This window comes from Nocardia sp. NPDC051570 (assembly GCF_044454005.1).
In the GTDB taxonomy this organism is placed as follows: domain Bacteria; phylum Actinomycetota; class Actinomycetes; order Mycobacteriales; family Mycobacteriaceae; genus Nocardia.
Map to the genome: position 1 here is coordinate 24,772 of NZ_JBITDI010000034.1, position 24,784 is coordinate 49,555.

21 protein-coding genes and 1 pseudogene are annotated in these 24,784 nt (G+C 66.2%); 10 read left to right on the top strand and 12 right to left on the bottom strand.

From position 1 onward, the window contains the following. Window positions 1-98: 98 nt before the first annotated feature. Window positions 99-1,025 carry a LysR family transcriptional regulator gene (locus tag ACIA76_RS41855; RefSeq protein ID WP_397160866.1) on the top strand — a complete coding sequence of 309 codons (927 nt, stop codon included), beginning with the start codon at window positions 99-101 and terminating at the stop codon, window positions 1,023-1,025. 128 nt (window positions 1,026-1,153) lie between these two features. Next, window positions 1,154-1,387, top strand: coding sequence for a PTS transporter subunit EIIB (locus ACIA76_RS41860; protein ID WP_397160868.1), 234 nt, complete (start codon window positions 1,154-1,156; stop codon window positions 1,385-1,387). Between the two features lie 43 nt (window positions 1,388-1,430). Here the strand turns inward: ACIA76_RS41860 and ACIA76_RS41865 are convergent, their stop codons facing one another. The 3 genes from ACIA76_RS41865 to ACIA76_RS41875 form a co-directional block, all read right to left on the bottom strand. Then, the gene (locus ACIA76_RS41865; protein WP_397160870.1) at window positions 1,431-3,113 is read right to left on the bottom strand and encodes an AMP-binding protein; all 1,683 of its coding nucleotides are present in this window, start codon (window positions 3,111-3,113) and stop codon (window positions 1,431-1,433) included. A 169-nt stretch (window positions 3,114-3,282) separates the two neighbouring features. Then, the gene (locus tag ACIA76_RS41870) at window positions 3,283-4,566 is read right to left on the bottom strand and encodes a Rieske 2Fe-2S domain-containing protein (protein WP_397160871.1); all 1,284 of its coding nucleotides are present in this window, start codon (window positions 4,564-4,566) and stop codon (window positions 3,283-3,285) included. Next, complete coding sequence (locus ACIA76_RS41875) at window positions 4,567-6,198, bottom strand: aromatic amino acid lyase (RefSeq protein ID WP_397160873.1); 1,632 nt, start codon at window positions 6,196-6,198, stop codon at window positions 4,567-4,569. It abuts the gene before it with no gap. Between the two features lie 297 nt (window positions 6,199-6,495). Here ACIA76_RS41875 and ACIA76_RS41880 point away from each other — a divergent pair, with 297 nt between their 5' ends. Next, window positions 6,496-7,440: a LysR family transcriptional regulator gene (locus tag ACIA76_RS41880; RefSeq protein ID WP_397160875.1), complete on the top strand. Its 945-nt coding sequence runs from the start codon at window positions 6,496-6,498 to the stop codon at window positions 7,438-7,440. Between the two features lie 195 nt (window positions 7,441-7,635). Here ACIA76_RS41880 and ACIA76_RS41885 read toward each other — a convergent pair whose 3' ends face one another. From ACIA76_RS41885 to ACIA76_RS41895, 3 genes and pseudogenes are all read right to left on the bottom strand, one after another. Further along, the gene (locus ACIA76_RS41885; RefSeq protein ID WP_397160877.1) at window positions 7,636-7,872 is read right to left on the bottom strand and encodes a hypothetical protein; all 237 of its coding nucleotides are present in this window, start codon (window positions 7,870-7,872) and stop codon (window positions 7,636-7,638) included. A 63-nt stretch (window positions 7,873-7,935) separates the two neighbouring features. Continuing rightward, entirely contained in the window at window positions 7,936-9,327 is a 1,392-nt protein-coding gene (tnpB, locus tag ACIA76_RS41890) for an IS607 family element RNA-guided endonuclease TnpB (RefSeq protein WP_397160879.1), read from the bottom strand. After that, window positions 9,324-9,908: pseudogene (locus ACIA76_RS41895) on the bottom strand (IS607 family transposase). Before ACIA76_RS41895 ends, tnpB begins: the two are co-directional and overlap by 4 nt. Window positions 9,909-10,215: 307 nt before the next feature. Between ACIA76_RS41895 and ACIA76_RS41900 the strand changes: the two are divergent. The 6 genes from ACIA76_RS41900 (at window position 10,216) to ACIA76_RS41925 (ending at window position 17,404) form a co-directional block, all read left to right on the top strand. Beyond that, entirely contained in the window at window positions 10,216-10,920 is a 705-nt protein-coding gene (locus ACIA76_RS41900; protein WP_397160902.1) for a response regulator transcription factor, read from the top strand. Further along, window positions 10,898-12,469, top strand: coding sequence for a sensor histidine kinase (locus ACIA76_RS41905; RefSeq protein ID WP_397160881.1), 1,572 nt, complete (start codon window positions 10,898-10,900; stop codon window positions 12,467-12,469). The genes ACIA76_RS41900 and ACIA76_RS41905 overlap by 23 nt, the downstream gene beginning before the upstream one ends. 23 nt (window positions 12,470-12,492) lie before the next feature. Further along, complete coding sequence (locus tag ACIA76_RS41910; protein WP_397160882.1) at window positions 12,493-13,731, top strand: glycosyltransferase; 1,239 nt, start codon at window positions 12,493-12,495, stop codon at window positions 13,729-13,731. A 29-nt stretch (window positions 13,732-13,760) separates the two neighbouring features. Then, window positions 13,761-15,692, top strand: coding sequence for an ArnT family glycosyltransferase (locus ACIA76_RS41915; RefSeq protein ID WP_397160884.1), 1,932 nt, complete (start codon window positions 13,761-13,763; stop codon window positions 15,690-15,692). 213 nt (window positions 15,693-15,905) lie between these two features. Continuing rightward, on the top strand, window positions 15,906-16,733 hold the full coding sequence (locus ACIA76_RS41920; RefSeq protein ID WP_397160886.1) for a sensor histidine kinase: 828 nt from the start codon (window positions 15,906-15,908) through the stop codon (window positions 16,731-16,733). After that, entirely contained in the window at window positions 16,730-17,404 is a 675-nt protein-coding gene (locus ACIA76_RS41925; RefSeq protein WP_397160888.1) for a response regulator, read from the top strand. The genes ACIA76_RS41920 and ACIA76_RS41925 overlap by 4 nt, the downstream gene beginning before the upstream one ends. A gap of 11 nt (window positions 17,405-17,415) precedes the next feature. Here ACIA76_RS41925 and ACIA76_RS41930 read toward each other — a convergent pair whose 3' ends face one another. Both ACIA76_RS41930 and ACIA76_RS41935 read right to left on the bottom strand, forming a co-directional pair. Next, window positions 17,416-18,903 carry an alpha/beta fold hydrolase gene (locus tag ACIA76_RS41930; protein ID WP_397160904.1) on the bottom strand — a complete coding sequence of 496 codons (1,488 nt, stop codon included), beginning with the start codon at window positions 18,901-18,903 and terminating at the stop codon, window positions 17,416-17,418. Window positions 18,904-18,941: 38 nt separating this feature from the next. Further along, window positions 18,942-20,099 carry an alpha/beta hydrolase family protein gene (locus ACIA76_RS41935; protein WP_397160890.1) on the bottom strand — a complete coding sequence of 386 codons (1,158 nt, stop codon included), beginning with the start codon at window positions 20,097-20,099 and terminating at the stop codon, window positions 18,942-18,944. 232 nt (window positions 20,100-20,331) lie between these two features. On the opposite strand from ACIA76_RS41935, the gene ACIA76_RS41940 reads away from it, so the two are divergent. After that, window positions 20,332-21,468, top strand: coding sequence for a DUF418 domain-containing protein (locus tag ACIA76_RS41940; protein WP_397160892.1), 1,137 nt, complete (start codon window positions 20,332-20,334; stop codon window positions 21,466-21,468). Window positions 21,469-21,565: 97 nt separating this feature from the next. Here ACIA76_RS41940 and ACIA76_RS41945 read toward each other — a convergent pair whose 3' ends face one another. The 4 genes from ACIA76_RS41945 to ACIA76_RS41960 form a co-directional block, all read right to left on the bottom strand. Next, on the bottom strand, window positions 21,566-22,198 hold the full coding sequence (locus tag ACIA76_RS41945) for an MspA family porin (protein WP_397160894.1): 633 nt from the start codon (window positions 22,196-22,198) through the stop codon (window positions 21,566-21,568). Window positions 22,199-22,292: 94 nt separating this feature from the next. Continuing rightward, window positions 22,293-22,862, bottom strand: a complete 570-nt coding sequence (locus tag ACIA76_RS41950; protein ID WP_397160896.1) for a hypothetical protein — start codon at window positions 22,860-22,862, stop codon at window positions 22,293-22,295. Window positions 22,863-22,878: 16 nt separating this feature from the next. Next, the gene (locus ACIA76_RS41955; protein ID WP_397160898.1) at window positions 22,879-23,469 is read right to left on the bottom strand and encodes a MauE/DoxX family redox-associated membrane protein; all 591 of its coding nucleotides are present in this window, start codon (window positions 23,467-23,469) and stop codon (window positions 22,879-22,881) included. Window positions 23,470-23,895: 426 nt separating this feature from the next. Continuing rightward, window positions 23,896-24,087 carry a hypothetical protein gene (locus tag ACIA76_RS41960; RefSeq protein ID WP_397160900.1) on the bottom strand — a complete coding sequence of 64 codons (192 nt, stop codon included), beginning with the start codon at window positions 24,085-24,087 and terminating at the stop codon, window positions 23,896-23,898. Between the last annotated feature and the right edge of the window lie 697 nt (window positions 24,088-24,784).

The following is a 24,784-nucleotide window of genomic DNA, read 5'->3' on the forward strand; positions in this document are numbered from 1 at the left end:
GGGAAACAGAAACTCGTCCCCCAGCTTGCCCTCGCCCGAATGATCTGATCCAACGAGGATTTCCGATCTCATTGATCGGCCTATGCGATGATTCGGCCGTGGAGCTCCGACAGCTCGAGTGTTTCGTCGCCGTGGTGGACGAAGGTGGCTTTACCGCCGCCGCGGCGCGGTTACATGTCGTTCAATCAACGGTTTCGGCCACGATCGCCGCACTCGAACGTGATCTGGGGACCGCGCTGCTGGTTCGCACGACGCGGCGAGTGGTTCTCACCGAAGCCGGAACGGAGTTGCTTCCGCAAGCACGGCGAGTGCTCGACAGCGCACGAGACGCCCGCGATTCGGTACACGCGGTGCACGGCGGACTTCAGGGCACTCTCCGCATCGGCACGATGAGCTCTCTGGGCCTGATCGATCTACCCGCACTGCTCGGCGCTTTCCATCGTGGCTACCCTGCCGTGCGAATAGGACTGATGACGTCGGGCTCGGGGTCGCCGGGGCTCGTCGCCGAGCTGGTCGCGGGACGGCTCGACGCCGCCTTCGTCTCACTGCCGGGGCCTATATCGGCCGCGGTGTCCCTGCGGCATTTGGCCTCCACGCCTTTGGATCTCGTGGTGCCTCGCGAGCATCGCCTCGCCGAACGAAGCGAGGTGACACCGGCGGAGCTGGCGGACGAATCCTTCATCGACTTCCCCCGCGGATACGGCAACCGCGAGATCACCGAGCGAGCGTTCGCGGCGGCCGGAATCCAGCGACACGTCGCCATCGAGATCACCGATATCGAGGCCGGTGCGGACTTCGTTCGGCAGCGGCTCGGGGTCGCGCTGCTACCACGGTCGGTGGTCGCACTCGACGACGAGCTGACGGCGATTCCAGTGGCCGGCTTCGACCTGGATTGGCCCATTTCACTGGCCATGCCCCAGGCCCGTACGGTCGGCGCGGCGGCCCGCGCGTTCGAACGGCTGGTGCTGCGATACGCAGCCGAAGACGGCGCGGAGAGTCGGCCTATAACAGGAGGCGTCATATAGTCGGCATGTGTCGGGCGCTCCGAAGATGTTTGATATCAACGGATTCTGACATCCGGCGTCCGGGTGCGAGTTAGCCTCGAAAGGCCGGTCACTGCGACCGTCGATGGACCAACCACCGGAGGTGCAGCATGGCATCCAAGGCTGAGAAGATCGTCGCCGGGCTCGGCGGGATCGACAACATCGAAGAGGTCGAGGGCGACATCACCACGCTCCGCGTCGAGGTCGTCGACCCTGACCTGATCGACGAGGCCGCACTGAAAGCGGCGGGAGCCCATGGTGTTGTCAAGATGGGCACCGCTATCCAAGTTGTCGTCGGTACCGATGCCGACCCGATCGCGGGTGAAATCGAAGACATGATGTAAGCCTTCTATGGCGACTACTCCACGCTCTGAAATTCGTTGCCGGTCAACCCAACTCGCACGAGGTGTCGTGGACGTAGAGGTCTGCCGGTGCGGGTCGATCGGATGTCGAATCGGGTTGTTCGGCCCGGCGGCGCAATTCGGCTCTGTCGGTCTTTCCCGTTGTCGTGCGGGGGAGCGAGGGCAGTATCAGGACGGCGCTCGGGTGTTCGTAGGCCGAGAGTCGATCGGTCAGCAGGTTGGTGAGGTCGGTGATCGCGTGGGTGGCGACCGTGTCCGTGGCGAGTACCACGTAGGCCGCCAGTGCCGCGTTTCCGGATGGCTTCGTGTATCCGACGACGGCGGCGTCGATGACGGTGGGATGGCTCAGGAGTACTGCCTCCACTTCGGCTGGCACGACGTTGTATCCGTCGATGCTGATTGCGTCGTCGGTGCGGCCGCGCATCCAGAAGTAGCCGTCGTGGTCGCGTCGGCAGAGATCGCCGGTCAGTGTCCAGCCGTCGTGGATGGCGGTGGCTTGGCGTGGGTGTGCCAGATAGCGGCATCCGGTGGGGCCGCGCACCGCGAGCTGTCCGATGTGCCCGACTGGGCACGGATGGCCGTCCGCGTCTATTACTTGGACCTGGTAGCCGGGAATGGGTAATCCGGTGGAGCCGGGGCGGATTCGATCCTCGGTGGCGCCGAGTACGCCGTTGGTCAGCTCGGTCGCACCCATGATGTCGATGATCTTTCGTCCGGTCCTGTCATGCCAAGTGCGCCACAGGGATTCGTCGAGTCGTTCACCCCCGGACACGCAACGACGAAGAGTCCGCAGCGTTTCCGAGGCGGGTACCGCGGCGCGGTAGCCCGACGGTGTGGTGAGCACCAGGTCTGCCCGGTGACGGGCGATCGCCTCGAACAGTGATTCGGGACCGGTATCTTCGGGCAGCAGGGCGGCGGAGCCGAACCGCAACGGTGACAGGACGAGCCCGCCGAGACCGTAGGTCAAGGCCATGCTCCGATTGCAGGCCACGAGGTCGTCCGGCCGCAATCGCAGCAGATGGCGGCCCACGGTATCCCCGACCGCCAGCAGGTCACGATGGAAATGCATGGAGGGCTTCGGGTTTCCGGTGGTGCCCGAACTGAACAGGATGAGTGCGACATCGTCGCCTGCGAGATCCACTCGCGGGCAGTGGGTGGGGTGCCGGGCGGCGCGCCGGTACAGATCGTCTGTCTCCCCGGTGCCGTATCCGAGGGCAGGCAGGCCGGTGCCGGTCATCGTGTGTAGATTGCCGGAATCGCACAGTGCCGCAGATGGTTCGACCGCGTTGATCATCGAGTTCAGCTCATGAGTACGCAGCATCGGCGGCAGCGGCACCGCGACCGCGCCCGCCTCGAGAACGGCCAGCAGGCAGGCGATGAACCAGGGTGAGTTCGAGCCGGTGAGCAGCACCCGGTTGCCGGGTACGACGTGGAGGTCGTGGTGGAGCACGTGCGCGATCTGGTGAACGCGGCCCAGTAGGTCCGCGTAGGTCCATATCGCCGAGTCGGTGACCACCGCGCGGCGGTCGTGCCCGAGCCGCGCGCCGGTGCCGTCCAGCAGTACGGTGGCAGCGTTGAACCGCTGCGGATATCGCAGTTCCGGCATGCTGTAGACCAGATCCGGCCACGGGCGCACCGCCAGTGCGTGGCGTCGGGTGAACGGGTCCGCGTGTCCGGACGGTGTCAGCTGCGGGGGATCGCCGGTCATACGTGCACCGCCTCGGAGATGATCACGCGATCGACGACACCGATGTCCGAGGACCGTCCGCACTCGGCACACCAGCAGCAGAACCACCGCTCGTCTCGGGCCCAAAACTCTTGGACCAGTGCCGAATCGGGGTATGGATGCCCGCACCACGGGCAGTGCACCGGCGTGTTCACGAGGCTGCCCCCGCACGGTCGGGATCGGTGAGGTTCAAGCCGAGGTCCAACCCCACTTCGGTGTAGCGGCGGGCGATCTCGATGCGCCGGGGACTGAACCGGGGGTAGGCCGCGGTGAGGAAATCGCGGACGAAGTTGATGCCGGATCCGAACTTCTCGTTCTCCTGCGGGATGTCGATGACATCGTCGCCGCCCCGCCGTACCCCGAGCGGATCACGGCCTTCCGCAACGTCGGTCATTGCCTGGAAGTACATGCGGCGCAACAGGATCACACCGCGGTCGACGGTTCCGAGATGCTCGAGGGAGCGGTCGGCGATGCGGCCCTGGGTTACCCAGGCCATGATGTCCTGGCCTTCGACGTGATCGACCCGGTGCTCGCCGCCCGGCCACCGCCACGGAACCTCGAAGGAGGTGATCGGGCCGGGTTCGGGGACCGGGAGACCACCGGGGCGCCAGGCGGTGTACCACAGCACCCAGGTGTTCTCATTGTCGATGGGCACTCGCAGGTGGTAGTGCGAGCTACCGCCGCCTCCGAGCCGGAGCATATGGGGAAAGACCAGTGGGTGCCCGACCGACCAGTCGTCCGCGTCGGTGTTCTGGCCGTGGAGTTGACGGCGCATGAGGATGCCGTGTTCGAACTCCTCGAAGGCTACTTCGCGGTTGAGCTTGGCGAATGTCGCGGGGATGCGCACCGCGTGCCCCCGACCGGCCATCCATTCGCTGTACCTCCCGTGCAGCCAGGCCACGTGGTCCAGGTCGACCGCGTTCTCCATGATCTGCACGAAATTGCATGGCACGACGGCGAATCCGATATCGCGGATGGCGTCGTCCCAGCAGAACAGGTCATAGCGGGGCAGCGTCGGCACCGGGTCCGGGCCCAGGTAAGCGAATACCAGACCGCCCAATTCCCGTGCGGGATAAGCCTTGGCCTCGACTCGGTGAGCGAAGGTGGACCCGTCGGGTTCGCCGGGTTGTTCCAAACATGCTCCGGCGCCGTCGAATAGCCACCCGTGGTAGGGGCAGCGCAGTCCGTTGTCCTCCACGATTCCGTAGGAGAGTGCGGCGCCACGGTGTGGGCACCGATCCTCCAGCAGATGGACATCGCCGCGGGCGAGCCGGTAGAGGACCAGGTTCTCGCCGAGGAGACGTACCTTGCGCAGGTCGTGTCGCGGCAGGTCCGCGGAGATGGCGACCGGCCACCAGTAGCGCCGCAGCAGCTCGCCCATCGGAGTGCCCGCGTCGAACCGTGTCAGTCTTTCGTTCCGCTCGGTCGAAAGCATTCAGACCTCCTCGACGCAGACGCGGCGCAGCTCACCGGATCGGATGAGTTCGACCAGGGTCGCGATATCGGAGTCCATCTGCCGATCGGCGTCCAGGAACGCGATGTGTTTGCGCACCGTACGAAACGCTGCCAGCGTGCCGCGGCCGAGCTGATCGGCCCCGCGCAACTCGGCGGCCTGGCACAAGGCGGCGAGATGGATCGCGGTGATGTTCTGCACCAGCTCGACGATTGTCCGCGCGTCGCGAGCGGCGATCGTGCCCATGCTGACCTTGTCCTGGTTATGCGCCTCGGTGGACCGGGAGAACGTCGTCGCGGGCGTGGCGAGTTTGAGCGCCTCGGCGGCCAGCGCGGAACAAGCCAGCTGCATACCTTTGAACCCGTGGTGCAGTCCCGCCTGGTAATCGTCGTCGGCGAACCGGGGAATGAGATTGGGGGTCAGGCCGCGGTTGAACTTCTCGTCGACGACGAGCGCGAGTTGCCGATCCAAGAGATCGCCCACGCTGGCCACCGCGATCTTGAGGCTGTCCATCGCCTGTCCGACGTGACCACCGTAGAAGTTCCCGCCGTTGTACACGTTCTGGGTGTCCACGTCGAACAGCGGATTGTCGTTGGTCGAGTTGATCTCGGTCTGCAGCCAGGGCCGCACCCAGTCCAAGGTGTCCCACAGCACGCCCGTGACATGCGGCGCGCAACGCAGCGAGTAGCGATCCTGAATGGGATGAGTGAGCTGGACGTACCCGTGTTCGCCGAGCTCTGGATTGGCCGCCAGCACCTGCGGATGGTTGCGGGACAACTCGGACCCCGCCAGCAATGCGCGAATCCTTGCCGCGCTGCGCATTTGGCCGGGATGTCGCTTCTGCGCATGGATCACCGCATCGAAATGACCACGGTTGCCGCGCAGCACCTCGACCGCCAGCGCGGTGCACACATCGGCCGCCGTGGCCAGCTCGGCGGCATCCTCGGCGGCGAGCACGGCGAATCCGGACATGAACGACGTGCCGTTGATCAGCGCCAGGGCTTCCTTGGCCTCCAAGACAACCGGCCGCAACCCGGCCTGTGCCAATGCGCGTTCGGTCGGCCACAGCGCGCCCCGGAATCGGGCCTGTCCCGCGCCGGTGAGCAGATTCGCCAGGTAGCACAGGGGAACCAGATCACCGCTGGCGCCCACCGATCCCCGCTCCGGAATGACGGGCAGGATATCGGCATTCAGGCAGTCCAGGAGCAGCCGTACCACTTCCGGCCGCACGCTGGAGTAGCCGCGAGCCAGGCAGTTGGCACGCACCAGCATCGTGGCGCGCACCACCTCGGAGGGTGCGGCAGGCCCGGATCCGTTGAGGTGATAGTTGACGAGATTGCGTTGCAACTCGATCGCTTTGTCCGGACTGATCTGCCGAATACAGCTGTCGCCGAATCCGGTGGTGACACCGTAGATGGGCTGGCCGCTGGCGATGAGCCGGTGTTTGAGCCCGACCGAATCATCCATCCGAGCGACGGCGCCGTCGGGTAGCGTGGCGATCCAAGTATCGGGATTCCTTGCTACACATACGGTCTCGGTGACTGTCAGTGTGTCCGCGCCCACCGCCAGCTCGGTGGGCGCGTCGTCCTCCATCACGGCCAGAGGCTCTGCCATGGATTTCCCCTTCGCGGAAGAGACAGCCACAGGCCCCGTGGCCGAATGGCTCACGGCGAGAACGTGATCACCGCGCCACGGCGCCGAAATCCGCCGCGAATCGGGTCCGCCACCTGCGGGAGATTGTTTGCGATACATCTAGAGTGTGTTGCCCCCGGCAGCCTGATGCCCAATCCCATCTCGTCATGCCATCACGGCATGACCATGAATTCCCGCGGTCGTCGACGGCGGCAGCGCGGCGTCGGTAAATGACCTGTCCGGCAGGGGATTTCGAACAATCTGCCCTAACATCCCGGTATGGAGTTGGAGGTACGACATCTGCGGATGCTCTGTGCCATCGCGGAGCACGGCAGTCTGACCAAGGCGGCGGCAGCGCTGGGCATGTTGCAGCCGGCTTTGACCAGGCAGCTGCAACGCCTCGAGCAGGGGCTGGGTGGTCCGCTGTTCACCAGGAGCGGCAACGGGTCGGTGCCGACCCCACTCGGCGAACATGTGTTGTCCAGGGCCCGTGCGGTACTGCCCGCACTGGATGGGCTCAACAGCGACGCCCTTCGTGAGGCCGCCGGATGTGAGCACCCCAGTCGGATCCGCTACGGCGCGGTGCTCGGGCCGTTGGCGGCGGGGCTGCTGCCGCCCCTGCGGCGGTTACTCCCCGCGGCCGATGTCAGATTGCTCTCCGAACCGTCGAATACGGTGCTGGCCGACCTGGTGGCGGGGGGTCGTTTGGAGTTGGCGGCGATTCTGGAATTTCCAGGCTACGAGTTGTGGGTGAAGCCCGATGTGCAACGGCACGTCATAGCCACCGAACCGGTGTTCGTATTGCTGCCCTGCGATCACCCTGCGGCGCAGTGGTCCGAGGTTCCACTCGCCGCACTCGCGCAGGGGGATTGGGCCTTGGAACCGCCGGACGACAACAGGTTCCGTGAGTACGTCACAGTGGCCTGCCGTGCTGCCGGGTTCACACCGCGCGTCTGCTACGAGGCCGAGGCGGGCAGCCTGACAGACCTGATCAGCAGCGGTCAGGCGATCGGTCTGGGACAGGCCACGTTCCGGGTGACTCCCCGGATCGCGGTGCGGCCCCTGGCGGGCAATCCGCTGTGGGAGAGCCATGCGCTGATCTGGCAGAAGTACGGTCCGTTCGCCGGGCTCGTACCGAAGTTGATCGGCGCGGCGGAACAGGTGTACGAGGCTGCGGTGGGCCGGAGTCCGGCCTTTCTGGAGTGGCGCGATCGCCAGGGCTAGGCAGTTGTAGGGGCCTGGCTACTTTCGCTTGTCGGATCGGGTGGCGGTGTATCCGGAGGAGGGGAACGCTGGGGTGGTTTGGACGAGACTCTGGATCGTATTGCGGCTCAGGTGAGTTCGGGCCATGGATCGAGGTGCTGGCCGAGTGGATCGAGATGGCCCCCCGGAGGCGAGAGGCCATCTCGTGAGGTCCGGTTACGCGCTGCCGAAGGGCGGCAGCGGGAACGGGCCGGGCTGCGGGCCCGGAGCGGGCTGCGGGGCCGGGGTGTTGGTCGGGGCCCGGCTGGGGGCCGTGGTCGCGGTCCAGTGCGATCTGGGTGTGGGCGGGTGCGGCCGTGGCGGGGCCGCGACGAGTGCCGCCGGGACGGCCAGGAGTGCGCCCGCGATGGCGATCTTGGCGGCGGTTCGTGTGCGTGCGGTGTTCTTCGTCATCTGGTTGGGACCGTTGCCGTTGAGTGTGTTGTGGTTGCACGCTCTTCGGCAGTCGTCGTATTGCTACGCGACGTTGACCGCGTGGGTCTTCCCGTGGCGGTACCCGCTGCCAACCAGGTTGGACTTATGTGGGTTTCCATCGGGCTCGTTTTCCGTCGCCCCGCAACTCGGGGAGGACGCACCACTGTCGACGCTTGCCGCGAGCGCGGCAAGGCAACGGGCGGCGTTGACGTCGCGATCCAGGGTGAGTCCGCATTGGTCGCAACGGTAGATACGTTGGGATAGACGCAGTTTGGCTTTCACCGCGCCACAAGCTGGGTTCGAGCATGTCTTCGACGACGGAAACCACCGGTCCGCCACGATCAGGGTGCCGCCACGCCAGGCGGTCTTGTATTCGAGTTGGCGGCGCAGCTCGCCCCATCCGGTGTCGGCGATATGCCTGGCCAAGCGCCGGTTACGCAGCATCCCTGCGACGTTGAGGTCTTCGACCACGACCGGCCCGGATTGCTCGGCGAGCCCGGTGGTGAGCCGGTGCAGGCTGTCGGCGCGAGCGTTGGCCACCCGCGTGTGCAGCCGGTTCACCTTCGCGTGGGTGGCTTCCCAGCGTTTCGACGGGGTCGCGGCGGTGCGTTTGTCCGGTCCGCGGGGGCGAGCAGCTCGGCGTTGCAGTCGACGCAACGCCCGGTGAGCGTGGTCGAGGTGCTTGGGGTTGGCGACCATCCCGTGCTCGTCGGAGACGCCGGCGACCGGCCTCGACAGCACCGCCAAATGTGCGATCCCCAGATCGACACCCACCGCGGCAGTGAGGCTCGGCCGGGCGGCGCCGCTCCGCGCCGGGTGATCGACTTCCACGGAGAAGGACACGAACCAGCGGCCTCGCCGGTGCGAGAGGGTGGCCGACCGGATCCGAGCGGTGCCACGCTCGATGTGGCGGGCCAGTTTGCGGGTCGATTCGAGTGTGCGGACGACTCCGATCCGGGGGAGTTTCACGTGTCGCCGGTCCGCATCGACCAACCCGAACGCGCCGGTGGTGAAACGACACGACAAGGTGGTCTTCCTGCCCTTGAACCGGGGAAACCGAATCGGCTTGCCTTTGCGGTCACCTTTCTTCGAACCCGACCAATTCGCCAGTCCCGCAGCCAGATTCGCCAACCCGCTGGAATACGCCTCTTTCGAGTTCTCACTCCACCACGGCGCAACCTCGTCTTTCACCCTGTTCCAGGTTTTGCGCAACGAATACGCCGACCAGTTCAGCGGCGGCGTGCGCTCATCATCGGGAACATCATAGGAGTCCTCCGCAGCTCGCTGTCCGAGGTTCGCCTTGATCACCCCCAGGCCCCAGTTGTAGGCGAAACGTTGTGCACCGCAATGCGATCGCAATGCTTCGACCTGGCCCGGCGTCGGGTCGAGCGCGAACCTGTAGGCGCGCAGCACTCGGACCGGCTCGCCGCTCACGCCGGAACCCGCTCATCGACGTGCTTGGTGGCGGTGACCGCGCGCAGTGCTCTGTTCCGCGCACCGCGGCGCCCGTACAGCCGCGCACACATCGAGGTGAGCACCTCGATCATGTCGCGCACCAGATCGTCGGTCGTCTCGCCCGCGTCGGCGACCACGATGCGGCGGCCCTGCGCCGACAGGGCGGCCTCGAGATGCTCGACCCCGAAGCGTGCCAGCCGATCCCGATACTCCACGACGATCACTCTCGCATCCGGGTCCGACAAGATGCGCCGCAGTGTCGGTCGTTTCCCGTTCACCCCGGACCCGACCTCGCACCCGACCCGGCCGACGGTGACACCGGTCGTCGTTGCCCACGCCGTCAGCCCTGCCACCTGCCGATCCAGATCGGCGCGCTGGTCATGGCTCGACACCCGCGCATACAACACCGCCACACCCGGCTCAGAGGCCGCGACCGGACACACCACAATCAGCCACCCCACCCGCTCTCCGCCAGCACCGGTAACGTCCCCTCCCGATACCAGCGGTACGCCGTATGCCGGCCCACCCCCAACCGACACCGCCCAACCCGCCAGGCTCACACCATAGGTAGAACCTACTTACACACACCAAAACACACCGAACGCGCAACAGCTGCGAACCCTTCGTTCGTGAATCGGGACTGCGCCCGGTCGGTCACGGACTCGATCTGACCTGGGAAGTAGTCAAACGTCGGGGGATGGGCGGCGACTATGTCCAGGCTGTGCATCGGATAAGCGCCATTTCTCGTCGACGGCACACAGCAATTACATAGCTACGGCACAGCCGAGCCCTAGTCCGCCTGTGCACGATGCGAGGATGTCCACCATGAGCGCAGGAAATGCCGGGCTCCCCATCGAACGTGTCGTGATGCGCCGCGCCGATGGTGCGCCCATCACTGTGCTCGTCGTCGACGATGAATCGGTGCTGGCCGAAATGGTGTCGATGGCCTTGCGGTACGAGGGGTGGGACGTCACGACGGCGAGTGACGGTGCGACCGCGGTGACCACGGCGCGTGCGATGCGGCCGGACGTGGTGGTGCTGGATGTGATGCTGCCGGATATGACCGGGCTCGAGGTCTTGGGCCGGTTGCGGGCGCAGATGCCGGATCTGCCGGTCCTGCTGTTGACCGCGAAGGATTCGGTGGAGGATCGCATCGCCGGGCTGACCGCGGGCGGCGACGACTACGTCACCAAGCCGTTCAGCATCGAAGAGGTGATCCTGCGGCTGCGTGCGCTGTTGCGGCGCACCGGGATTACCACCGAAGACAGCGGCGCCCGGATCGTGGTCGGCGATCTGGTGCTCGACGAGGACAGTCATGAGGTAACACGCGCCGGGCAGCCGATCACGTTGACCTCGACCGAATTCGAGCTGCTCCGATACTTCATGCGCAACCCCAAGCGGGTGCTGAGCAAGGCGCAGATTCTGGATCGGGTGTGGCGCTACGACTTCGGCGGCCGCTCCAACATCGTCGAACTCTACATCTCGTATCTCCGGAGAAAGATCGACAGCGGTCGCGAACCCATGATCCACACCCTGCGCGGTGCGGGCTATGTCCTCAAGCCCGCACCCTGACGTGGCCGGGGGGCCGCGCCGCCGGACCTGGTTGCCTCGGCCGTGGTCGTTGCGGGCCCGGCTGCTGGTCGGTCAGGTACTGCTGCTCGCGGTGGTGTGTGCCGGTATCGGAATCGCGACCGAGCTTGCGCTGCAACAGTTTCTGACGAGCCGGCTGGACAGTCAGCTGGTCGATATCATGCAGCGGACGGTGCGCGACTCCTATCTTGATCAGGGTCCTCCGCTGCATCCGCCGCTACGTCCACCGCCACCGCCACCGCCGGACCCGGTGACCGGCCCGGGGCCCGAATTCCTCGGGCGGCCGGGTCAGCCGATCGGGACCATCGGCGCCGTCGTCGAGGGCGGCCGGGTCACCGCCGGTGCCATCTTGAATTCGAGCGATTCCCGAGAGTCGTTGTCGGACAAGGCAAATGCGGAAATCGCCGCGGTGCCGGTGGGCGGCGGGCCGGTGACGCGCGCGATCGACGGTATGGGCCGCTATCGCCTCGTCGGTGCACAGGATCCGCAGGGCGAGACCATCGTCGTCGGTATGCCGCTGGCGGACGTGGATGCGACCTTGGTCCGGCTGGTGCTGGTCCTGGTGGCCGTCACGGTGGTCGCCCTGATCGCGGCGGCGTCGGCGGGCATGTTCATCGTCCACCGGGCGCTCGCCCCGCTGAACCGGCTCGCGGCCACCGCGGCCCGGGTCGCCGATCTGACGTTGGATCGGGGCGAAGTGACACTGCCGGTGCGGGTTCCGGCCGAGGACGCCACCCCGCGCACCGAGGTGGGCAGGCTGGGTTCGGCGCTCAACCGGATGCTCGATCACATCACCGATGCGCTCGCCTCGCGCCAGGCCAGCGAGACCCGGGTCCGGCAGTTCCTCGCCGACGCCAGTCACGAGTTGCGTACTCCGCTCACCGCGATCCGCGGCTATGCCGAACTCGCACAACGCAATCGGAGCGAGGTCCCCGCGACCGTGGCGCACGCGCTGGGGCGGGTGGAATCGGAGGCCGGTCGAATGACACACCTGGTCGAGGACATGCTGCTGCTGGCCCGCCTGGACTCGGGCCGGCCGCTGGAACAGCGACCCGTCGATCTGTCGAGACTGACCGTGGACGCGGTCAGCGATGCGCACGCCGCCGGCCCCGATCACCGCTGGAACCTCGATCTGCCCGCCGACCCCGTGCTGGTGCCCGGTGACGCGGCACGGCTGCATCAGGTGTTGGGCAATCTGCTGGCCAATGCCCGGACCCACACCGGCCCGGGGACATCGGTCACCACCGCGCTGGCGGCGGATGCCTCCGGTGGCGCGACGTGGCGGGTGATCGACGACGGCCCCGGCATCCCCGCCGAATTGCAGCCGGAGATCTTCGAGCGGTTCGCCCGCGGCGACTCGTCGCGGTCGCGGCGCACGGGCAGCACCGGTCTGGGGCTGGCCATCGTCGCCGCGGTGGTCAAGGCGCACGGCGGAACCATCGAGGTGCACAGCGTCGCGGGCCGCACCGAGTTCACCGTGCGATTGCCGGGCACATATCCACCTCACAGCGAGGACCAACGGCAGACCTAGCCGCCGCCACAACCATCGACGGTATGACAACTACCACCGGCCCACGGAACACCTTCGAATCCCGGCCGAACGCCGTGGCCTACGCGGCGGCCCGCGGCGTCCCGGTGCTGGACGTGGTGGTCCCGGTCTACAACGAACAAGCGGCCCTGGCGGATTCGATTCTCCGCCTGCACCGCCACCTCAGCGCGACCTTCCCCTACTGGTTCCGGATCACCATCGCCGATAATGCCAGCACCGACCGCACCCCCGTGATCGCCGCGGCGCTGACCGAGAGGTTCGCCGAGGTCCGTTGGGTGCGGATGGAGCAGAAGGGCCGCGGCCGCGCCTTGCATGCCGTGTGGTCGGCCTCGGACGCTCCGGTGCTGGCCTATATGGATGTGGACCTGTCCACCGATCTCGCCGCCTTGGCTCCGCTGGTGGCGCCGCTGATCTCCGGCCACTCCGATCTCGCCATCGGTACTCGGCTGGGACGCGGCTCGCGGGTGGTGCGGGGGCCGAAGCGGGAGATCATCTCCCGCTGTTACAACCTGATCCTGAAATCCACTCTCGCAGCCGGATTCTCCGATGCGCAGTGCGGTTTCAAGGCCATCCGGTCCGATGCCGCGCGGCGGCTGCTGCCGCATGTCGTGGACACCGGATGGTTCTTCGACACCGAACTGCTGGTACTCGCTGAGCGCAGCGGTATGCGGATCTACGAGGTGCCGGTGGACTGGGTGGACGATCCGGACAGCCGGGTCGACATCCTCGCCACGGCCACGGCCGATCTGTTGGGAATCGCACGGCTGCTGAAGGGATTCGCCACCGGCGCGATCCCGGTCAACACCATCGCCGAGCAGCTCGCCCCCGCCGCACCTGCCGCGCCGAGTTCGCTACTGCGCCAAGCGGTCCGGTTCGCCGCGGTCGGCGTCGCCAGCACGCTGGCCTATCTGCTGCTGTTCGTGGCGCTGCATGGCTGGCTGGGCGCGCAGGGCGCGAATCTGGTCGCGCTGTCGACGACCACGATCGCGAACACCGCGGCCAATCGCCGGTTCACCTTCGGGATCCGGGGGCGGGCCGGGGCGGTGCGCCACCAGTTCGAGGGTCTCGTGGTGTTCGGAATCGGCCTGGCCGTCACCAGCGGATCGCTGCTCCTGCTGCACAGCGTGACCGATCAACGCCACGGTATCGAACTCGTGGTGCTGGTGCCCGCGAATCTCGTCGCGACGGCAGTGCGTTTCGTCCTGTTGCGCGGCTGGGTCTTCCGCTCGCGCCGTCCCCGCTGATCAAGACTCCGTCGACCCTGAGAAGAGCCATGTCCACAACAGTTCCCACGTCCCCCGCGCACCCGGCGTCTTCGTCTCCCGCGCCCGGTGACGGCTCCATACCTGCCACACCGAGCAACCCCGGCTCATGGGCGACCCGCGTACTGTTCGGCTCGTCGGCCCAACCACGCTGGGCCCGACCAAGTTTGCTGGCACTGCTGATCGGCACCGCGGTGCTGTATCTGTGGGGCCTGAGCGCCTCCGGCTGGGCCAACGACTTCTACGCCGCCGCCGTGCAGGCGGGTACCCAGAGCTGGAAGGCACTGCTGTTCGGTTCGCTGGACTCGGGCAATGCGATCACCGTCGACAAGCCACCGGCGGCCATCTGGGTGATGGCATTGTCCGGCAGACTGTTCGGGTTCGGCTCCTGGTCGCTGCTGGTCCCGCAGGCGCTGATGGGCGTCGCGTCGGCGGCGCTGCTGTACGGCGCGGTGAAACGGTGGAGCGGCCACGGCGCGGGCCTGCTCGCCGGTGCCATCCTCGCGCTGACTCCCGTTGCGGCGCTGATGTTCCGGTTCGACAATCCGGACGCGCTGCTGGTGCTGCTGCTGGTCGCGGCCGCGTACTGCGTGGTGCGCGCCACCGAGTCGGGCCGCACGGGCTGGCTCGTATGGGCCGGGACGGCAGTCGGATTCGCCTTCCTCACCAAACTGCTGCAGGCGTTCCTGGTGCTCCCCGCCTTCGCGGTGGTGTTCCTGATCGCCGCGCCGGGCGGCTTCTGGAAACGGATCGGCAAGCTCGCCATCGCCTGCCTCGCCATGGTCGTCTCCGGCGGCTGGCTGGTCGCGCTGGTCAGCCTGTGGCCCGCGGCGTCGCGGCCGTATATCGGCGGCTCCACGAACAACAGCCTGTGGGAACTGGCGCTCGGCTACAACGGCCTCGCCCGCATCGTCGGCGGCGCGGGCAACGGTGGTGGTGGTCCGGGTGGCGGCGGCGCGAACGCGGCATTCGGCGGCAGCACCGGGATCACCCGGCTGTTCGGCGACTCGATGGGCACCGAGATCTCCTGGCTGCTGCCCGCGGCGCTGATCGGATTGGTCGCCGGTCTGTGGTTCAGCCGTTCGGGCCACCGCGCTCGTGCCGGGCTGCTGCTGTGGGGCGGCTGGCTGGTGACGACCGGAGTGGTGTTCAGCTATATGAGCGGCACCATCCACCCGTACTACACCGTGGCGCTGGCCCCGGCGCTCGCGGCGGTCATGGCGATCACGGTGCGCGAATTGTGGCGCGGCAGAGAGTATCTGCCCGCCCGGGCCGTGCTGGGTGCGATGTCGGCGGCGACCGGTATCTGGAACTTCATCCTGTTGGATCGCACGCCGGAATGGCTGCCGTGGCTGCGCTGGGTATTGCTGATCGGCGCCGTCGCGGTCGCCTCGGTGCTGATCGTCGGCGGCCACCAGCTGGGCAAGCTCACCGTCGTGCTCGCGGCCGCCGGACTGCTGTTCGGTCTCGGTGGCACCGCGGTCTACGCGATCGATACCGCCGCACAGCCGCATACCGGGTCGATACCCATCTCGGGTCCGAGCACCGGTCGCTCGAATGCGGGGATGCCCGGTGGCCCGGGCGGCGACACGAGCTCCGATAGCGCACTGGAAACCTTGTTGCGGGCCACCAATTCTCGGTGGGCCGCGGCCGCGGTCGGCTCACACGGCGCCACGGACCTGGAGTTGGACACCGGGAAATCGGTCATGGCGATCGGTGGCTTCACCGGCGCGGACCCCGCACCGACGCTGCAACAGTTCCAGCGGTACGTGGCCGACGGCGATATCCGTTACTTCATCGAGAGCGACGGCCCCGATCATGGTCCCGATGCGGGAACGGACAATACCGCGGGTCAGATCACGACCTGGGTCAAGACCCACTTCGCCTCGACAACGGTGGGCGGCACCACTATCTACGACCTGACCGCAGCACCGAGTTCCTGAATTACCGGTCCCGCGAACGCATTCAGCGGCGGCCGCTGGTGCGGCGGTGGCGAACCAACCGACGTGCTGGCGCCGATCCTCGATGACCGCACAATGCCCTGACGCGGGCTACCGCATACCCCCCTCGGGGTAGTCCGATTCATCCGATATGGGTAGCGAGAGATCCCGCACACGGGCGACGACCAGCGCCGATCCGCCCGATATCGTGGGCCGGTGCGGGCACACCTGCGGCCATTTCCGAATCTGCCGCCCCTCCTGATCGATACGCTACTGGCCGTAGTGCTGACGGTATGGACCGTCGCGGGCATGCACCCCGCCGACCGAACCAACTGGCTCGCGCTGGCGCTGACGATACTGTCCACCGCGCCGATCGTGCTGCGTCGTTATGCGCCGGTGATGACCATGCTGGTCATCGGCGGTGCGATGGTCGCTTATTCACTGCTGGGTTACGACGATTTCCTGGTGTCCGGCCTCGGGCTGCTGGCCGGCATGTTCGCCGTGGCCAGGCATCGGTCCCAGCGCGTGGCGGCGGTCACCTGGGCGTGCGTGCTGACCGCGGTGTTGATCTCCAACATCCCCACGGTGGCCGATCTGCGATCGCTGGATGTCATCAATGCGGTGGGGCAGACCCTTGCCGCCTGGGCATTGGGCGACAGCTTCCGGCGCTGGTCACTGCGCAATGAACGGCTCGCCGAACAGGCCGCGCGGGCCGCGGTCGAGGAGCGAGTACGTATCGCCCGCGAACTGCATGACATTGTCGCCCACCACATGTCGGTCATCTCGCTCCAGGCCGGAGTCGCCGGATATGTGCTCGACACCGACCTACCCGCCGCGCGGGAAGCACTCGCCGCGGTCGGCGACTCCAGCCGTGCGGCACTCGCCGAAATGCGACGCTTGCTCGACCTGCTGCGCGTCGATCCGGACGGAAAACCGGACTACAGCCCGCAACCCGGCCTGGCCCAACTCACCGAGCTCATCGAGCCCCGCGACGACCGCGGTTTCGCGGTACTTCCGCGATTACCGATGAATGGAGTTCAGTGACCATCCGCCTACTCATCGCCGACGACCAGGCGCTGCTGCGCGCGGGTCTGCACGCCCTGTTCCTGCGGGGCGCATCCGGATTCGAGATCGTCGGCGAGGCGGCCGATGGCGCCCAAGCCGTCGAACTCGCCGCCAGCACGAAACCCGATGTGATTCTGATGGATATCAGGATGCCCGTCCTGGACGGAATCGCCGCCACCGAGCGGATTCTCGCCGATGCCGGCGACAATCCGCCTCGCGTGGTCGTGCTCACCACCTTCGACCTCGACGAATACGTCTATAACGCACTCAGTGCCGGAGCGTCCGGATTCCTGCTCAAAGACACCCCACCGGACCGGATCCTCACCGCCGTCCGCGCCGTCGCCGGCGGCGATATCCTCATCGCCCCCGCCATCACCCGGCGACTGATCGAGGCCTACGCCCACCTCCACCGAACCACGACCAGACCTCGGCTGAACGAATTGACCGCTCGCGAAACCGAAGTGCTGGGCCTGGTCGGCAATGGGTTGTCCAACGATCAGATCGCCCAGCGACTGTTTCTCAGCGAAGCCACCGTCAAAACCCACCTCAAACGCGTGATGAGCAAGCTGGGCCTCACCAGCCGCGCCCAAGCGGTCGTGGCGGCTTACGAATCCGGACTGATCACACCCATGCTGGGAAATCCGCGGTAATCACCGTCCGTTCAGTTCCTGACCGGGGTGACCGCGATCGGCGGGAGGCTGTTCAGGCACGAAAGGTCGCCGGGTGAGGCGGTGCGGATGAATCGGGAGACGATGCCGGTGACACATCCGCTGGGTTCCAGCCCGGGCACGTGGCCGGTATTGGGGACCGAGACGAATGTGGCCCGCCGGAACTGGGCGGCCGCCGCCCGGCCGTTGGCATCAGGGGTATTGGCATCCAGATCACCCGACAGCACCAAGACCGGGACATCGGGCATGCCGTTCGAATGCGGTTGTGCGGTACCGGAATTCGGCCACCGGATGCAGAGATCACCGCCGTCGCTGAGGGCCTCGTCGAACCCCGCGGCACTGAAAGCGCCGAATTCGCCGGGCGCGGTAGCGGCCAGTGCCTGCCGATACCGCAGATCACGTTGTGCCGGTGGCACATCCGGCGACCATACTGTGGCGTAGTCGTTGCAGACCACCGCCGTCCCCAACGCGTCATCCCCGCCTTCCGGCGACGCTGTGGTCGCATCGACGAACTCCCACAGTGCCGAATCGTCGCCGCGCACGGCGTTGTGCAGCGCGGTGGGCACCATACCCAGCGGAGTGCGCGCGGTCGGATCCCAACCGACGCCGCCGCTCGCGGTCTCGTAGATCAAGTCGGCGAGCTTGGCTTCGGTCAACTCCAGCGGCCGCGGACCGTCGCGAGTGATCGGCTGAATGCGCAAACGGGCAGCCGTCGCGGTCAGATCGGCTACCGCGGTATCACCGTCGCACGCCCTGCTGCGCTCGCAAATGCGATGCAGCGTCAGCGATACCGCCTCGGCGCTCGGGCGCGACAGCGGATCGAAATCGATCGGATACGCCCCCGACAACACGATCGACTGCACGTGGTCAGGATGGCGCTGCGCGTAGATCGGCATCAGATACGCACCGTAGGAAAGGCCGTAGAGCACCAGTTTCGGAATGCCGAGCCGATCACGCACGGCATCGAAATCATCGGCAGTGGCCGCCGAGGTGTAGCCCGCCGCGCGTGCCCCCAGCCGCTCGCCGCACCGCGCGACCAATTGCCGCTGCTGGTCACGGGTTTCGAGTTCGGGTCTTTCGTCCCCGATACCGCAATCCAGCGGGCCGGACAGTCCGGTCCCGCGCGGATCGATCAGCAGTAGATCGTGATCATCCAGCATCGTTTCGACCAACTTCATCGTCGGCGCGGCCTGATCGATCATGGGTCCACCGGGCCCGCCGGGGTTGGGCACGATCGTCGCGGCGGCGGGTGCGTCGCGACGGCTGTGCCGCACCAGCGCGTAACTCACCTCGAGGTCACCCAAATCCGGTCGATCCACCACAACGGGCCTCGACAGCACCCCGCAGGACACCTCATGCCCCGGTATCGTCGGGCACCATCGCAGCGCTGTGGACTGTCCGCCGCCACAGGCCGTGATCAGTCCTGCGACCGTCGCCACCACCGTGGCCAGGCTCATCCCGAACAACAGTTTGCCGCGCATCTCGCGCACTTCCCTTCCTCGTGTAATACCGGTCCGGTTCACGGCTTGTTGAACCGGACCTCCGGGTAGGCGGGGGCAGGACCGTCCAGGAGCGGTTGCCCCACACCCCGCAGATGCTGATCGAAGAACGCGGCGACATAGGCGCGCGTGAGATCGACTGCCCGGCCACCGCGCAGTGCGGTTTGGTTCGGCAGGCCTGCCTGCTCTGCGAGCGCGAGGGTGTCAGCGAAGGAGTTGTGGTTCGCGCCAACCAGAGTCAGCCATCGCTTCCATCCCCGCAATCGGCCCCACGCCTCATCCCACGACGGGTCCCCGCCGCCGCCCGGCCTCGAGTCACTGTCGGTGCCGAGCATCAGGAAGGGCCGCTGTCCCAATCCCGCTACCGGCACGGCGCCGTCGAAGGATCCGTCCATATTCACTCCGGCCCGCACCCTGCCGTCGATCGCCATCGCGGCGGCGGCACTGGCCCCGCCGATCGAATGACCCGCCATACCGATCCGGGTGGTATCGATCAGGTGGGCATGTGGCCAGACCGGCTCACGGGCCGTGAGACTGTCGAGCAGGAAGGCAACGTCGTGTGCCCTGGTCTCGGCCACGACGCTGAGAGGGGTACCGGCGTCGATCTGCTTGCACGCCACGCAGGTGGACATCCGGCCACCCGGGAACTCGGTCCCGAACGACTCGCCGGCGTGGTCGACGGCGGCCACCACATAGCCGCGGCTGGCGAGTTCCTCACTCAGCGCGGTGAGCGTGTAGCGGGACGCGGTAAAACCCGGCGACAGCACCACCAGCGGATAGGATCCGTTGACCGGTGCGGCATCCACCACGGCGTTGGTGCCCGCCTTACTCAACGCTTGCACCGGAACTCCCGTCATCTCCTGGCCGGCGAGCAGTAATCGGATCTCCTCGTCGGTCGCATACGGCGCACGCTGCCCACCGCCCTGCTGCGCCGGGTAATACATGCTGACCATCAGCTCACGGGGCTGTGCCGGTATCCACGGATCCTTTCGAGCCGTGTCGACCAGATGAACCACGTTGCGGCCGACCGCGAATGGGCCGGTGGGAGCGGGTAATTGGGTGGTCGGACTCGTTATCGCCGATGTCGGCGGCACATTTGTCGCATCGGTAGCGCGCGCATAGGCGGCGCTGGTCATGGGCAATGTTACGGCGAGCATGATCGCGGCAAGAATGCGCATCTTCCGAACTCCTCTTCCCTCATGACAATCCGGCGGCATTCGCCATCGGATCTTCGTCGCCGATCCTGCGCAACCATCGGCAAGACAACGCCAGACTAACGACAAAACCAGGTAAGAAAACGAGCCCGAGCGCAAGTTCATCCCTGCGGAGGACCATCATCCCCAGGGGGTATCCCTCGATCAACCTGCGGCACGATTCGCAGCAGGGATCGGCTGGCTACTGTAAAACGCCGTGAATCAACCGATTTCCCCTTCGGTACCGAGAATTGCGGCACTCGATGTGCTGAGAGGCTTCGCGCTCGGCGGGATATTCATCGTCAATGTCATGGTCATGTCCACACCCGGCGGTTTCTCCGACGGTTCCGCGCACTCCGTGGTGAACGCCTTCTTCTACGACAAGTTCTATGTGCTGTTTTCGTTTCTATTCGGTTACTCGCTGACTATGCAGTTCCGTTCGGCCGAACGCGCACAGGCCGATCCGGTGCCACGCACAGCGCGCCGGTGTCTGATGCTGATGGCGATTGGATTGCTGCACATAGTTTTTCTGTTCCTTGGCGACGTACTGTTCGATTACGGCGTGGCTGGGCTCGTGCTACTTGCGTTGAGCCGGTTACGACCGAAAACAGCGCTGATTGTGGCATCGGTGCCGTTCACCGTGGTCGTGATCGTGAACACCGCGCTGAACGTACTGCACGTCAACATGAATATGGGTGCGCCCGAGCAAGCAAAGGCGTTGGCCGCGATGCGATCCGGATGGCTGGACGCGGCGAGCTATCGCTGGGACGGCTTCGCCGGGCACGTGCCGTTCTTCCTGATGTTCGGTCTCCTCAACGCGCTGCCCTTGTTCATCGTCGGGATGGTCGCCGGAAAGGCAAGGCTGCTCGAACAACCGGAGCGCTATCTGCCGCTGCTGCCCCGAATCCAGTGGATCGGCTTCACAATCGGCATTCCGATCTGCGTGCTGGGCGCGTTCACCGACTGGCCACTAGCCGGTCCCGCCCACCTCGTCGCACCGCTGCTGTCGGCCGCGTATGCGGCGACCATACTGCGTCTGCTGCATCGGCATTCGGCGGTACAGGCGATCTTCGCGCCCGCGGGCAAGATCGCGGCGACCAACTACATCGGCCAATCCCTCATTGCCGCGATCATTTTCACCGGTTACGGATTCGCACTCGCCGGGCGCCTATCGGATTGGACCGTGCTGAGCATCGCCGTCACCATCTATGCGGCACAACTGGCCATCAGCGCTTGGTACGTACGCAGACACCGCTACGGCCCGCTCGAATGGGTCCTGCGCGCCGCCACCTACGGCACGCTACGCCCTGCCCGGACCGAACAACCCGAATTACGCTCCGCCGCAACCGGATAACCGCAGTCCCTCGAGCGACAGCCGGGAAGCTCGAAGCAGTGATGAACCAACCTCGATTGTGGATGCGGGGGAGTTTCGGCGATCTCGAAGAAGCCTGTCAGTTGAGGTTGGTGGGGTCGCCGTAGACGGTGTCGCCGTCGTTGGTTTCTGGTGTGGTGACGGTGATGGTGGTGTAGGAGCGGATGCCTGCTCCGCCGAGGCAGCCGTTGAGCATGAAGTGGGTGTTGCGGTGGATCAGGTACCCGGTGGTGTCGGGTGTCAGTGGCCGGGTGTCGACTTGGACGTCGGTGATTGCTCCCGGCGTCAGGGACACGGTGACTTCGGGTCCGGCGCCGATTTGGGGGCCGATGGTGATCACGGGGGCGATCCCGCCGCCGAGGGTGACGCCCGGTGCGATGCCGAGTTGACCGAACAGGCCGACGGAGATGTTGGTGAGGTTGACCGCGCAGCCGATCAGGTAGCCGGTTTTGAGTGTGCCGGTGGCGGGTCCGGTGATGCGGCCGTAGCTGGTGTTGCTGACGAACATTTCCAGTGAGGTCGGTGTCTGGTTGAGTGCGGGCACCTTGTCGATCGTCTCGCCGGTGTGCCCCACGGTGAATTGTGTCCCGGTCGGGGTGGTGTCGACCCGCTCGTGCGGTGCCAACGCTATCTCCTGCGCGGATACCGGCACTGCCGATGTCAACCCCGCCAACGCCGTGGCGATGCTGATTGTGACGGCCTTGATCCTCACGGCCGTTCCTTTCTGTCCGGCCCTTTCGGTCGAGCCGGTATTCGATCTTCGTAACCGCAAGTCCCGGAACAGATCTCGGAAACCCGTTGTCCGGTCAGTGGTGGGCCGGGGTGGGGGTTGTCGTGGTGTTGGGGAGTTTGCGGACGGCGTGGGTGGCGGAGGTGATGACGGCGTCGGGGTCGGTGAGATAGAAGGTCGGGAAGGCTTGGGCGTCGAATGCTGTGGCGACGCCACTGTCGGTGCCGTTCTCACACACCACGGTCGCGACCGGGGCCAGCGCGTCGAGCATGTCGTGGCGGGCGGCGGGATCGGTGTGTTCGTTGGTGGTGACGACGGCCAGGACGTGGTCGCGGGGCAAGCCCGCACCTTGGATGTAGGCGACGAATTCGGGCAGGTTGGTGCGGCAGTGCGGGCAGTCGACCGCCAGCAACGCCACCGCAGCCGGGTGCCGCAGATTCGCTCCAGTCGTGGTGTCGCCGTCGACGGTTCGTGCGGTGAACGCGGGAACGGTGGTACCGACCGAGAGCAGCCGGTCGGTGTTGTCGGTGAGTTGGTCTAGTAGGTCGGTGTGGGCGCGCAGGCGGCGGACCAGGCCGAGGGTGATCATCAAGTGTCCGCCGGTAGTGACGGCCAGGACGATGGTGAGGGCAATCAGGATGTTCATCGCAGGGGTGTTCCTGTCAGGGGAGAGCAGACCGTCGAGTCGTCGCGGCGGCCGATGGTGGTGTGGGAGTGGTGAACAGGTCGGCCAGGTCCTCGAAGACGGTCAACACGGCACCGATCAGGGCCCCGGTACCGGCAGCGATACACAACCCGACGATCGGGATGGTGCTACGACCGGTGGAGAGAGCTATGGCGAGCAGGGTGGTGGTCACGCCGGTCGCGGTCACCGCAAGCAGGATGATGTTGCGGGCCAGTTGAATTCGCGAGACCGGCCGAGTGGAGGTACCGAAGCAGCGACACGGTGTGGTGGTGCCACGGCGGATCGCAGCGGCGATGGCGGTGGTGAACGCGGCCAATGTGATTGCGGCCAGCCCGAACCCGGCCACGGTCGTGACCCGGTTGGGCAGCGCGAGCAACACCACGATCACCCATTCGGTGGCGATGACCGCTGCGGCGAGGAGTGCGGCGGAGGTGCCGCGTGCTCGAGGTACCAGTCCGGTGACGGCAGTGCGGAACTCGGTCCGTGCCGGGTGGCTGGTTTTGGATATCGCCGCGAGGGCGAACACGACCCCGATCGCGGCGCGGGCCGCCACGGTGGGGGCGGTCAAGCAATCAGCGAACATGGCGTGATCGCCGATTCGGTGAGGGTGTCGAGGAGTGTCTCGGAGCGCTCGAGTACAGCGGTGACATGGTGCCTGATTTCTTTGTGTCGATGCCGCGTACGCGAAACGATCGACGACGGCCCTGCCCAATGGCGCGGATAATAGCGGGTCTTATTCGAATGTGCGATCCAGGCTGGGGGCGCCGGGTCGCATCTCCCCATAGTTGGTTGGACATTCGCCGCAGAAGTCGAGTCCGGCTCGGTAAGCCAGGCCCACTCGTAGTGGGCGGTGACAGCACATGGCGCACTTCGGCCTTGCTGAAGGCTCTGTCCACGACATTGCGGCGTTTGTCGGCGCCGGGGTCGAACACCGGTGCCTGGCCCCGGCTGGTGTCCGGCAGCGTGAACCGTCACCGGACACCACCGCCTCGTGCTAGGTGACGCAGATTCCTGCTTCGCAGGCCCGGAGACCGAGGAATTGGCAGCACTGGGCGAACGTGTCGCAGGGGTCGCCCAACTGTCCGCAGTCCATGCGGATGATGGAGGGGCGGTCTTTGCGGATGATGACTTTGTCGGTGAACGTGTCGAGCAGTGTCTCGGCCCGCTCCAATAGCGCGGTAGTCATAGCGGTTACATCTCTTCTCTTTCTCGGTGACGCTCACTGCGGGGTTATCTGAATCGTTGCCCCGCTTGTGAGGCGCGTCACTCGCCATCGTTTACCCGTAATCGACGCAAAGCTAGCAACTAGTTGGTTTGACTATGCAACTGTTACCTTGCCGTCACCGATGCTCCACAAGCCGTCGGCGACGATCGAGGGTGCGCACAGCCGTGAAGTTGCTGCGGATCGATTTCGACCCGCGCCGACACCACTGCACATGCCGAATGATCAACCATCACACCCGGTCCCACCCGATCCGGACCCGGGAGGTCGGCGGGAATCGGCTGCACACAGGAGGCCTGAGCCGCACGTGGTGGTGGCGCAACACCCCTCACCGATCGTCCCGACCTGCTGAAGGGCTGAGGATTTCATGCCGATGACGAGCAGTGCTTCGGCCCGCCCGATCAGCGCGGAGGGTATGGCAGTCGCCTCTGGTTTCGTTCTCGATGCCGCCCGCCCGGGTTATCGGCCAGTGATCCCATTTTGTGATGTGCGCCACCTACGATGAGGAATCCGGAACCTGCGCGGCACTGCCGACCGGTCGGTGGCAGCAACGTAACTGTGACCTCGCGGTCAATGGCGCTTCACCGCAGGGGCCGGGAGTTGTTGGAAGGAAGCACCTTTAGTGGATACCGCGACGTTGCTGCGGATGCTCGATCCCGAC